8 protein-coding genes are annotated in these 12647 nt (G+C 71.6%); all 8 read left to right on the top strand.

Annotation, left to right across the window (positions count from 1 at the left end; translation table 11 throughout):
* The first annotated feature begins 16 nt into the window (after positions 1-16).
* Positions 17-745: a competence/damage-inducible protein A gene (locus WMF28_RS32660; RefSeq protein ID WP_437597344.1), complete on the top strand. Its 729-nt coding sequence runs from the start codon at positions 17-19 to the stop codon at positions 743-745.
* 416 nt (positions 746-1161) lie between these two features.
* Entirely contained in the window at positions 1162-2778 is a 1617-nt protein-coding gene (locus WMF28_RS32655) for a hypothetical protein (RefSeq protein WP_437597343.1), read from the top strand.
* Between the two features lie 45 nt (positions 2779-2823).
* Complete coding sequence (locus WMF28_RS32650; protein ID WP_437597342.1) at positions 2824-4386, top strand: hypothetical protein; 1563 nt, start codon at positions 2824-2826, stop codon at positions 4384-4386.
* 531 nt (positions 4387-4917) lie between these two features.
* Complete coding sequence (locus tag WMF28_RS32645; RefSeq protein WP_437597341.1) at positions 4918-5895, top strand: hypothetical protein; 978 nt, start codon at positions 4918-4920, stop codon at positions 5893-5895.
* A 546-nt stretch (positions 5896-6441) separates the two neighbouring features.
* A complete protein-coding gene (locus tag WMF28_RS32640; RefSeq protein ID WP_437597340.1) occupies positions 6442-7857 on the top strand; it encodes a hypothetical protein in 1416 nt (471 codons plus the stop codon).
* Entirely contained in the window at positions 7854-10061 is a 2208-nt protein-coding gene (locus tag WMF28_RS32635) for a hypothetical protein (protein WP_437597339.1), read from the top strand. The genes WMF28_RS32640 and WMF28_RS32635 overlap by 4 nt, the downstream gene beginning before the upstream one ends.
* The gene (locus WMF28_RS32630; RefSeq protein ID WP_437597337.1) at positions 10058-11125 is read left to right on the top strand and encodes a hypothetical protein; all 1068 of its coding nucleotides are present in this window, start codon (positions 10058-10060) and stop codon (positions 11123-11125) included. The genes WMF28_RS32635 and WMF28_RS32630 overlap by 4 nt, the downstream gene beginning before the upstream one ends.
* A 13-nt stretch (positions 11126-11138) precedes the next feature.
* On the top strand, positions 11139-12200 hold the full coding sequence (locus WMF28_RS32625) for a hypothetical protein (RefSeq protein ID WP_437597336.1): 1062 nt from the start codon (positions 11139-11141) through the stop codon (positions 12198-12200).
* Positions 12201-12647 lie beyond the last annotated feature (447 nt).

The raw sequence follows: 12647 nt of genomic DNA, 5'->3' as shown, positions 1-12647 counted from the left end.
GCGGAGCAAGGGTGAGATGAGGACGGCAGCGGCGCTGATCATCGGCAACGAGCTGCTCAGCGGGAAGATCGCTGACGAGAACCTGTTCGTGCTCGCGAGCACGCTGCGCGCGCTCGGCGTCAAGCTGGAGCGGGCGGTCATGGTGCTCGACGACATCGAGGTGATCGCCGCGGAGGTGCGCGCGCTCGCGGCGTCGCACGACTGGCTCTTCACGAGCGGCGGCGTGGGCCCGACGCACGACGACCTGACGATCGCCGGCGTCGCTCGCGCGTTCGGCGTGCCGGTGGTCAGCGCGCCCAACATGGAGAGCATGCTGCGCGAGTACTACGGCGACCGGCTCACCGAGGGGCACCTGCTCATGGCGCGCATCCCGGACGGCGCGCGGCTCGTGACCGGCGGCAGCGCCGCGTGGCCGGCCGTGGTGATGCGCAACGTGTGGATGCTGCCCGGCGTGCCGCAGATCTTCCGGGCGAAGCAGGCGCTCATCCAGGCGGAGCTCTCGGGCGGCGCGCCGTTCATCTCGTTCGCGGTGTTCACGACGCTGGACGAGGGGCAGCTCAAGCCGATGCTCGACCGCGTGGTCGAGGCCCACCGCGACGTGGACATCGGCTCCTATCCCCGGTGGTCCGGCGTCGAGTACCGCACGAAGCTCACGTTCGACGGCCTCGTCGAGGCGAAGGTGCGCGCGGCGCGCGACGCCTTCGCCGAGAGCCTGCCCGCGGGGACGGTCGTCCGCGTCGAGTGACGCGCTCCGCTCTCGCTCCGCCCGCCGGCGTCGGCGGCGCGGTGGCCCTCGTGTCGAGCGCTGGCAATCGCGGGCGGCATCTTCGACGCATGGGACTAGAGCGACAAGCGGATTGAAACCTCCTGAAAAGAGCAGGATTTCGAACCGCCAAGCGCGCCAAGGACGCCAACAAGAGGACAAAATCTTGGCGTCCTTGGCGCGCTTGGCGGTTCATTTCTCGGTTGATCGATGTGATCGGCGCGCTCGGTGCCGCCCGTGGCGGTGCCATACGTCCAGGCAGTGCCACCAGGTACCCATTGCCTGATCTCGACGTGGTTTCTCATGCCTCGAGGGCTTCTCCCCCTCTCCGCCTCCCGGTCGCCTCCAGCCCCAGCGTCGTTGCAGGCTCGTACTGCGGCCGTGTAATGTCGGGCGCCATGAAGCGCGTTTTCGCGGGCGCGTCGGGAGCGTCGCTCACCGCTCTCGCGCTGAGCTGGGCGGTGATCTCGTGCGGCGCCGCCGTCGGCTATTCCGACGACTGCGCCGAGATCCTCAGCTGCGAGCCGCCGCCGTCCTCCCCGCCGCCGTGTGCCGGCGACCCCGCCACGACGCCAGCGAAAGAGGCGTGCGGCGTCTTCGTCGCGGGCCGCGGAGACGACGCCCGCGCGGGGACGAGGCAAGAGCCCGTGAGGACGTTGCAGCACGCGGTCCAGAAGGCGCTGCTGGAGGGCAAGCCGCACGTCTACGCGTGCGCGGAGGACTTCCACGAGGCGGTGCGCCTGCCGTCGGGCGTCGAGATCTGGGGAGGCCGCGCCTGCGAGCGCGAGGACTGGGCCTACCTCGGCGCGGACCACCCGACCGTCGTCGCGCCGAGCGCCGGCCGCGTGCCGGTCCTGGTGCACGCGCACGGCGCCGTCCTCTCGGACCTCTTCATCGACCGGAAGTCGCTGCTGTTCGGCGTGCGGCTCATGGCGGCGGACGCGATCGAGCCGGGCGGCTCGTCGATCGCGCTGATCGTGGCGGACAGCGCCGCGACGGACATTGCGTGGAGCGAGCTCATCCCGGGCGACGGCGCTCCCGGGGCGCCCGGCGAGGACGCGCCGCTCGAGGTCGCGGAGGACGGCGCGCCTGGGAACCACGGCGCCGCGGTCTGCTCGGCGGAGACCGTGAAAGGCGCCTTGCCCGCGCAGACGCTCTGCCCCGGCAGCACCACGTCCACCGGCGGTCGCGGCGGCGTCGGCCGTCGCGATGCCGGCGGCGACGGCGAGCACGGGACGCGCAGCGAGCGTGGGGCCACGGCGGATCCCCCGGAGAGCGCGCCGGGCGGGCTGGGTGAAGACGGGATCGAGGCGTGCACCGATGGCCAGTACGGGCGGGACGGCGCCCAGGGAACGCCGGGCGAGGGCGGCGCGCAGAGCGCCGCGCGCGTCAGCGTCGCGGGGTGGCACGGCGCCTGGGGAGGCAAGGGGACTCCAGGGACGCCGGGCCAGGGCGGTGGCGGCGGCGGCGGCACGCGGGGGCGCGGCGTCTGCCAGAGCACGGAGCCGCAGGGCGGCGCGTCTGGCGGCTCGGGCGGCGGCGGCGGCTGCGGCGGGCGGGCGGGCGGGGGCGGGCGGCCGGGCGGCTCCAGCATCGGCGTCGTCGCCGTGAACGCGGACGTCGTGATTCAGCACTCGAGGATCCTCCTCGGGCGTGGTGGCGACGGCGGACGCGGCGGACGCGGGCAGGATGGCGGGTACGGCTGGCCGGGCGGCGTCGGCGGACTGGCCGCGATGAACCAGGGACAGCCCGAGTTCGCCTGCGATGGCGGCCGTGGCGGGGACGGCGGCGCCGGCGGCCCCGGGGGCGGTGGGCTCGGGGGGTACACCGTCGGCATTGCCCGCCTGCTGGGCGACGTGAGGCTCGAAGAGAGCGCCGTCGTCGAGCTGAACAAGGCGGGCACGGGAGGGGAGAGCGGCGATCCCGACGCACCGTTCGGCGAAGGAGACGACGGCCTCGTCGCGGATGTCTGGACGGTTGCGGGAATCGCCGCCCAGGAGGAGCCACCGCGGTGAACCGCTGCGTGTCGATATCAGATCGCCGATTCGCGAGGGAGACCGATGAACCAGAGGATGTTGGCGGGGGCGGCGGTGCTGTTGATGCTCGCCTCCACGGGCTGTGGAACGGCCGGCCGCTGCGATGACGGGACGGGGTGTGGTGAGGCGGCGCCGTCCGAGACCGACTGCCTCGAGGCGCTCGCAGCGCACAAGGCGGTCGATGGCTGCGGCGTCTTCGTCGCCTACCCCCCATTGTTCAACGCGAGCGACGACCTGGATGGCACGATGGCCAGGCCGGTGTACGCGCTGGCGCACGGGATCGAGCTCGCGCGCGCGGGCCGGCGCCGCATGTTCGTGTGCAATCAGCTGAGCTACCCAGAGATCCTGACCGTTCCTTCAGGGATCGATGTCCACGGCGGGTTCAATTGCGATCGCGGCTGGCAGTACGAGGGGGATGCGTCGCCGACGGTCATGGGCTACCCCGCCCAGCAGCTTCCCCACACCATCGTGCCGGACGAGGGCGAGCGCCATGGGCTCGATGACGGCATCTCGACGTTCACCGACGTGAAGTTCCACCAGTCCGGCACCAGCATCGCCGGCCAGTCGGCGATCGGGATCCTCGTCGAGCCGAACGCGGCGGTGGAGCTGGTCCGGAGCCACCTCATCGTCGCGGGGGGCGCGTCGGGGCTCCCCGGAAATGGATTCCGCACGGAAGCGCGGGAGCGCGCACGCGACGGCGCAGACGGGAATCCAGGGGGCGACGCCTGCTCGGCCGACACCGTGGCTGGAGGCGCCGCGGTCACCACCGTCTGCGAGGACGGCTCCATGTCCACGGGCGGCAAAGGGGGCGATGGCCATGCGGATCGCGGCGAGGCGGGGAGCGACGGGACGCCGCTTCCAAGCCCGAACCCTGACGGCGCCGGCCTCGGCGGCGCCGGGGGGAGGGAGGGCTCCGCGTGCGGGTATGGGAAAAGCGGGCAGCCTGGGGAGCTCGGCGCGGACGGCAGGAGCGGGCGCGGCCCCGGGCGGATCACCCGAGAGGGCTGGGTGGGTGAGAGCGGAACCGACGGGAAGCAGGGCGGGCCCGGAAGGGGCGGCGGTGGGGGCGGGGGCTCTTTCGGCGGCTCGGCCGCGTGCGGTGCGTCGCCGAGCGGCGGTGCGTCCGGCGGCTCCGGCGGCTCCGGCGGCGCCGGCGGTTGCGGCGGCCAGGGGGGCCGCGGGGGCGGCTATGGGGGCGCGAGCATCGGCATCCTCGCCCTCGACGGCGCCAGGGTGACGTTGCGCCAGGTCGCGATCGAAACGGGCGACGGCGGTAGCGGCGGCAAGGGGGATTACGGACAGGACGGCGGGGTTGGCGGGCGGTGGGGCGGGATAGGGCAACATCCGGGAGACTATCGTAGGGCCTGCGACGGCGGCTCAGGCGGCTATGGCGGGCCCGGCGGCAACGGCGGCGGCGGGACCGGGGGGCCGTCGATCGGCATCGCCTACGTGGACGAGGATCAGTTCACCCTGGAGGATGTCACCTTCACGTTAGGCGCTCCGGGCAAGGGAGGCGCGACCTACAAGCCGGACGATGACAAGGGCGACGACGGCTTCGCCGCCGAGACGTACCGCTTCACGCCGTGAGGCCGGCCGGCGCCGCCCCCGTCGGGCTCGGGCGCGACGCGGCGGCCGACGGGCAGGAGCGGTAGCCCGGCCTATCCGGCGAGCGGACGCCGACGGGTCTCCGCCGGATGACGACAGGTTCCACCTCGGATGACGATGAGCCCCCCGTCGGATGACGGCGGGTCCCAGCCTCGATGACAACGTCTCCGGGCCGGATGACGATGGCTCGCCGCCCGATGCCGATGGGGTCCGGCCGGATGCTGATGGGCTCCGGCCGCATGCCGGCGGGACCCAGCCCCGATGCCGATGTCTCCGGGGCGGATGCAGATGGCTTCCGGCCGGATGACGACGACGTCCACCTCGGATGACGATGGCCCCTTCCCGGGATGACGACGCACTCCGCCGCGATGCCGACGATTCCGCGCCGCGCGCTTGCGCGTCGCGCGCCGCGCTGTCGCCATCCACGGGCACGCTCCCCGGCGCTCGCTTTCGCCATGGCCAAAACTTGCCACTCCCTCGACATCCCGCTTCCTGCCTGCGTAGCCTTCGCTGATGGTCAAACCTACCTCTCCTCCCGAAGAGACCGACGACAACGATCCCACGCTCGAATCCCTGGCCGAGCGGCTCGGCAAGCCGGGGCCCGGCATCATCGAGGCCTTGCTCGACGGCACGACCGAATCCCAGCTCGTCGAGCGAGGGCGGCAGATCGCCTCCTCGCGCATCTTGACCGACCTGCGACGCCTCTACGCGACGGCGCACGCGTGCTGGTCGAGCGCGTCGAAGGAGAAACGGGAGAAGCTGCGCGGCTACTCGCCGGAGCTGCTCGCGATCGCGGTCGACCAGGCGCTCGCGCTGGAGCGGCTGCTCGAGGCGCACGAGAGCGCCGGGCAGAAGAAGGACGCGGCGCGCGCCACGACGGACGCGGCGCTGCGCGAGCGGCTCTCGCGCGCGCTGCTCCAGCGCGACCAGGCCTACGAGGTCCTTCGCGGCGTCGCCGGCTCGGGCAAGGCGGCGCGCGAAGAGCTCGCGCAGGCGGTCGGCACCGCGGAAGACCCGGGCGCGCTCGCGCGCGGGCTCACCCAGCTCACCGCGCTCGGCAAGCGCTATCTCGCGCAGAAAAAGGGCCCCCTCGTCGTGCGCGCCAAGCTGATGCGGCTCGACCAGGACTACATAGAGCGCCTCGAAGAGACCGCCAAGGAGCTGACCCAGGCGGCGAGGACCGCGGCCGCGCGCCCCGCGGGCCAGAAGGTCACGAGCGGCGATCTCGACCGGGCCGACGGCATCAACCTGATCCTGCTGGAGCAGATCGTGCGGGTGTTCGAGCGCGCCAACGAGCAGGATCCGAGCATTCCTCGGCTGGTGCCGATCGCGACGCGGCGGCTCTTCAGCCGGAGCATCAGGAAGAAGGCGACCGAGACGTCCGGCGGAGGAGGCGGCGCGGCTGGCAGCGGCAGCGCTGGAAGTGGCGGCGCCGGCGGCGCGCCGCCGGACGAGGAGGATCCGCTCGAAGGCGACGACGCGGTGGTCTGAGCCAATAGCGCTCTGCTCGGAGCCGAGCGTCGACCGAGGGCTCAGGCTGCAACCTGGGCCCTCTTCCTGTTCATCACGCCTTCGCCGGCGACTTTACGGGCGGACCCTCGCCGGGAGGCTAGCTCGCATCCATTTCCCGTGGATCTGCGTGGCTAGCTACAGTGGACGAACGTCTGCGCAGCATAAGTGGGGTTCTACCGCTGATTTTGCGACCAGCGCGTGTGGGGACGCCACCGGCGCGGGGCGCATCGGCCTCGCGTGCGGGATGTCATGAAGCTGTTCCGGCTGACTGCGCCGCATGCTGTGAAATCGGCGGTCAGGACCTGCTTGGCGGCCGAGGCACAGGGCCACGGCCGGTATGCCGAGGGCGGAGGAAGGGAGATCGGGGACGTGCTCCTCGGCCGAGCAATGTCCTACCGCTTTCGTGAGGACGCTTGCGTCTAGAGAACGTGCGGGCGAGCGTGGGCGGGCGAGAAAAATCGCGGGGTGGAGGGAATGAGCATGAGCGAGAGATCGAGACCGTGGCGACGGAGGACGATCCTTGCGGTGGCTGTCGGCGTCCTGGCGCTTGGGGCGGCGGGGGCCGGGTGTTTGTGGGAGCGGGAGGACCCCACGTTCGGGAGCTTCTGCGCGGCCTCGGTGGGCGGCGAGGAGCATTGTGTTGGCGAGAACCTCGGCCCGGGCGCCGCGTGGAGCCAGGCCGAGAAGGACGGCGCGCTGCCGATCGAGATGTGGGCCACGTGGCCGAACAACAAGACGCTGGAGGAGATCGTCGCGAGCGGCACCTCGCTCGACGTCTGGTTCCGCCACGTGGACGAGGCGATCGACTACGTGCGGGACGACGCGAGGAACGCCGAGTCGCTGCGGGCGACGCTCTCTGGCAAGCTCGAGTCGCTGCTCGACGAGGCGACGGACCGCCAGAGGGCGCTGCTCGCGCAGGCGCCGGTCGACGCGACAGGCAACTTCAAGGCGGCGATGATCGAGAAGGCGAGCGCCGAGACGGAGCCGCTCGCCGCCGCGCTCGCGGCCGACAAGCAGACCATGGCGGTCGTGCAGGCGATCTTCGACCAGGCCCGGAGCGACGCGGCCCCGCTGCGATCGAAGTACGCGGGCGTCGCGGCGCGCTTCGCCGCGTACCGCGCGACCGAGGCGGCGGAGACGGCGGCCTACGCGGCGCTCTCGGAGCAGGCGTCGCGGTCGGACATCGATGGCCTCGACGGCGTGGAGCAGGCGGTGCTCGCGGCGGCGCGCGAGGCGAGCCGGGCGCCCGGCGAGCTCGCCGCGGAGATCCTGAGGTCGTCGGCGGCGCTCCAGGTCTTCGCGGCCTCCTTCGACGAGGCGATGGCGCCGCACCGGGAGTTCCTCGCGACGCACGGCGCGGTCCTGCCGGACATGACCTCGGGGGCGCTGCAGTCGCTGAGCGCGATGCTGGGTTACGTGCAGCGGCGGGTCGGCCGGAGCGACGCGACCGCGGCGGCGCTGCTCGGCGGCATCGCGCTGCGCCGGCAGGCGCTCCGCGTGTCGCAGATGGACGAGGGGGCGCGCGAGGCGATCGCAGGGGCGCGGACACGCAAGGCGTCGGACGCCTTCGGGGAACGCGCGCGCGCGCAGATCGCGGCGCTGTCGGCGGCGCTGCCGGTGAGCGAGAAGCTCGGGCTGCCGCTGCTGGCCGAGCGGTGCGGGGAGCTGGCGGGGCTCGTGCAGATGCGGCCGCTCTGCGGGGCGGCGGGGTCGTCGTGGCGCGAGGCCGGGTGCGCGGCGCTTCGGGAGCGGTTCGACGCCGCGGAGGCCGAGCTCAGGACGGGGCTGCCGCGGAAGATCGCGGAGGGCCTGGCGGCGCTGCGGGAGAAGGGGATGGCCGCGGCGGCGCTCGACGCGGCGCAGGCGAGGCTCGACGCGGGTGACGTGAAGGGCGCCGCGATGGCGTATGACGCCGCCGTGCGCGGCGCGGAGGGGACATGAGAGGCTTGAAGGACGTTGCGCGGCCTGGCTGGGGCGCCGCGGTGTTCCAGAGGCTCGTGCTGGTCACAGCGCTGGCGGTGCTGTCGCCGTCGTTCGCGTGGGCTGGCACGCCGTACACCCTCGACTGGGTCAACACGCAGTCCAGCACGTCGTGCGAGGGAGCTTCCCTCGCCGACAACGGAGGGGCGTACTTCCATGTGAATGACACGCCGCTGCCTACCTACGAGGTCCCGGGCACGCTGGTGACCCACGGCGATGGATCGCGCAGCTTCCGGTCCGAGGCGGACTTCGACTCGGTGCTGCTGGGAATGGGAGCGAACGAGTTCCATTTCGCGGCCGCCAACTCCGCCGGCGACGACTGGTGCACCGACGCGCACGAGCTGGTGACGCTCGTCTCGGTCCCGCTCGGGCTGAACAAGCCGCTCTTCAACGTCCGGCGCAGCGGGGCGAAGTTCTCCGGCAGCACCGAGGTCGACCTGAGCCTCGCGGAGATCAACCCGGCGCTCGCGCGCGACATCGAGATCCTGCTCGCCGAGATCGCCAAGGAGCGCAGGGATCTCGTGGCAAACGCCCCGCGGGTGGCGCGCCTGGCGGAGAAGATGGACCTGCTCCAGCAGCTCGACACCGAGCTGAAGGACCTGGTCAGCCGGCCGCTCGACGAGATCTCGCGGACCGACCTCGACGCGATCCTCGACCGGTACAAGGAGGCGGTCGGCGCGGAGACGCGGGCGGCGATGGAGCAGCTCGTCGACGACCTGAAGAAGAGCGTCAGCGATCTCGAGGACGAGCTCGCGCGGCTGATGGACGAGTTCGGCGCGCAGGCGGACGAGGTGGCGGACCTGGCGACGCAGGACGCGCGCGCCGAGGGGTGGAACCCGGACGACGCGGGGGCGTACGCGCTCGGGGAGAGCGAGGTGCCGTGGGTCGAGGTGCCGGACGTCTCGGAAGTGGACGGGGCGTTCGATGAGGGGAGGGACCCGTACGCGGCGTACGCGGACGCGGTGATCGCGGCGCTGGAGGCGGACGTGAGCGGCCGGGTGGTGGTCCTTCGAGCGGACTTCGTGGCGAACGTGCGGGCGTGGCGGGCGAACAGCGCGGCGCTGGAGATCGCGCTGCGCGACCGGATGGGGGTGTCGCTGGCGGAGACCAACGCGTTCCTGAAGGCGCAGAACCGGATCACCGCGGTCGTGCGGCGGTACATGGATGCGTCGGACTGGTTCGAGGACTCGCCCGTGCCTGCCGACCTGCGGGCGCAGGTGGACAGGGTGCTGAAGCCGAGGTTCGACGCGCTCGCGGACCAGATGAAGGACAGCCTCAACCAGTGGAGGGGGGACGGGCTCGACCTGGAGCAGACGCAGCTCTACCAGACGATCAGCGCGTTCGCGGGGGCGATGTCGACGGTCGGCGAGGGCTTCGAGGCGTACGCGGAGGTGATGCAGACGCTGGTGCACGCGACGACGCGCATCGGGGTCGGGTTCGTGCCGGTGGTGGGGCCGGCGCTCGACCTGTGCGAGGCGGTGACGGGCAAGGAGTGGTGCCTGCCGTCGGGGCGAGAGCTCAGCGACGAGGAGCGGATCTTCTCGGGGCTGGGGTTCGGGCTCGGAGCGGTCGGGCACGTCTGGCACGGAGTCGCCGCCGCCGGCGCGCTGCCGCCGCGTGGGATCCGGATCGCCGGGGAGATCGCGGAGGTCGATAAGGTCGTTGTCAAGGGGTTCGAGGTATGGAGGCTCCGCGGGTTCAAGACGCTGGACGGGCACGTCACGAAAGCCGGGTTCAACACCTTCGAGAAAACGGCGATCAGCTTCATGACCCGCGACGAGCGGGCGCTCCTCGGCGTCGGCGACGGCGGCGTGCGTAAGATGCTCAACCTTCCAGACGAGTCGCTCCCCGGCATGTCCGGTGGGAAGGCTCCTGACTTCGTGACGGTGTCCCGCGGGCAGAAGCTGATCGTGAGCGAAGTGAAAGGGGGCAACCCGGTTGAGCTAGACGATGTGTTCAAGCAGTTGTCGAACGGGATGGAGGGGCTACGGAACAAGGGGGTCGTGGGGGATGTCGAGCAGGTCGAGCTCATCATGACGCGCGGTGCGAAATTCAAGCCGAAAGATACCTATGCCGTCAAGGATGGGTACCTCTTCAACACGAAGACGCGCAAGAAGGTGACCCTGAAAGGATTCAATCACCCCATCAAGGTGACCCAGCTATGAGCGAATCAGGACCGTCGTTCTTCGCCTGGTGTGACGCGGCAGAGACGCTCGACGCGTTCCTGGCGGCGCTGCCAGCGCTCATGCATCCAGGGACTCGTATCAGCATGATGACGGACGATGGTCTATTCTACACGACCTCCATGGACGAGGCGGTTGCGATGATCCGCGCCGAGTTTGCCGCAGGTCCTTCCGCTGGAGCAGGCCTCGACGTCATGCTGACCGGCTCCAAACGTATCTTCGGCTGCAGCTGCCACTGTTACACCGAAGAGGCCGGCCGTGACATTTCGGCCGGACCCATCCACATGACCACGTGCGACCAGCGTAGGTTTCTCTGCTCTTACCTCGAGCTCGCCTGGGGCAGGGGCCCGCGCTCGATCGAGGCCGAGGCCGCGGTCGCGTGGCACCTGCTCCGGGACGACCTCGAGGACCTCCTGCTCCGCCTCTGCGCGCCGGACGCGAGCGGCCGCGTCCGCACCGGCGCGTGCACGAACGGGGGAGACTGGATCGCACCCGTCCGCATGTGCGCGACGTACAACGCGGACGCCCGAGACATCGTGCGCGACCTCGCCCTCTCGTGGTTGCAGCGCTACGGCAAGGAGATGGTATCGCGCAACGCGGGCCTGTCCCTGGAAGCGCTCCGCGCGCGGGTGGAAGCCGCGCCGGCCGGGGCGCGCGTCTCGCTCAAGGGGGGCAGCGAGCGCGCGCACGCGCTCTCCCGCGAGACCGTCCTCAAGGCGCTGGCAACGCCGCCCGCCACCCTGCTGGAGGCGCTCGAGGCCGCGGCGGCGCCCGACGACGCGTGGCGCGCCGCCGAGCCGCGCGCGCGAGAGATCCTGGCTCTGACGAGCGAGATCGCGGAGACGGGCGAAGGCCCGCCCACGTGGCAGGTGCACACGGACTCGCGCGCCCACGTCCGCTTCCTCCGAAAGCACGCGCCTTTTCACGTGCGCCGCCTCGCGAGCGGCGGCGTGATCCTGGCGACCCACCCGTTCCGCTCGCTCTGGCCGCTCTGGGTCGACGCGCTCTTCTCGCTCGGCCTGATCCCTGACCCAGCAACCTCATGAGGGTGAACCAAGGATGAAACCAGGGCCGTACTTCTTCGCCTGGTGTGACGAGGCAGAGCGGGTCGACGCGTTCGCGGCGGCGTTGCCGGCGCTCGTGATCCCGGGGAGGTATATCAGCGTGACGATGGGCTCCGACGTGGATCGCACGGTGAATTTCGTGGACGAGGCGGTCGCGATGATCCGCGCCCACTTCGGACGCACCGATGCCGACATCTACTTCGCCATGGAGTTCGACGACCGGCGCTCATTCTATGGCCACTATCGCTGCTTCACCGGCAAGAGCGAACGTCTCAAGCCGATGGGCCCCATCCACCTGGTCTCTGCCGACATGGCGGACATTCTCCCGCTCGATTTGTACCTCGCCCTGGGCAGCGGACCGCGCTCCGTGGAGGCGGAAGCCGAGCTCACGTGGCACATCGTTCTGGACTACCTCGAGGACCTGCTGCTCCGCCTCTGCGCGCCCGACGCGAGCAGGCGCGTCTCGACCGGCGGCTGCACGAGCGCGTGGACCTGGCTCGCGCCGGTCTCGATGTGCGCGACGTACCACGCGGACGCCCGCGACATCGCGCGCGATCTGGCCCTGTCGTGGGTCAGCCTCCACGACGGCGAAAGCGTCTCGCGGATCGCGGGCCTACCGACGGAGGCGCTCCGCGCGCGGGTGGAAGCCGCGCCGGCCGGGGCGCGCGTGGTTCCGACGGACAAGAGCGGGCGCTCGATCCCGCTCTCCCGCGAGACCGTCCTCAAGGCGCTGGGCCTGCCGGGCTCCGCCCTGATCGAGGCGCTCATCGCTGCGGCGGACGTGCCCGACGAGGCGTGGCGCGCCGCGGAGCCACGCGCCGAGGAGATCCACAACCTGACGGTGCAGGCCAGGGCGCGCGGTGAGGGGTTCACCCGCGGCGGCGGGTCCCTCACCTGGGTGGAATTGACGGGCGAGCACGTCTACTTCCTGGTGGATCACGCCCGGTTCCATGTCCGGCGCCTCCCGAACGGTGGCATCTTGCTGGCGACCCACCCCTACCGCACGCTCTGGCCGCTCTGGGCCGATGCGCTCTTCGCGCTCGGCCTGATGTCCTGACGCAGGTCGTGCATCCGCTCCCTTCTCCGGACTTCACACCCCGGCCGCAGATACCAGACGGCGCACCCCTCCCTGAGCGCGCGGAGCGCGCGATTAGGGAGGGGCGGACCGCGCGCAGGCGCGAAGCGCCGAGCACGGGCCGGGGGTGGGCATCCGCTCTCTCGGAGCCGTCCTCCGCTCTTGCTGATCCGTCCTCATCGAGGACCAACACCGCGGGGTGGAACCCGGACGACGCGGGGGCGTACGCGCTCGGGGAGAGCGAGGTGCCGTGGGTCGAGGTGCCGGACGTCTCGGAGGTGGACGGGGCGTTCGACGAGGGGAGGGACCCGTACGCGGCGTACGCGGACGCGGTGATCGCGGCGCTGGAGGCGGACGTGAGCGGCCGGGTGGTGGTCCTTCGAGCGGACTTCGTGGCGAACGTGCGGGCGTGGCGGGCGAACAGCGCGG

Source organism: Sorangium sp. So ce590 (assembly GCF_051521365.1).
GTDB lineage: Bacteria > Myxococcota_A > Polyangia > Polyangiales > Polyangiaceae > Sorangium.
This window is presented reverse-complemented; position numbering and strand designations above follow the sequence as displayed.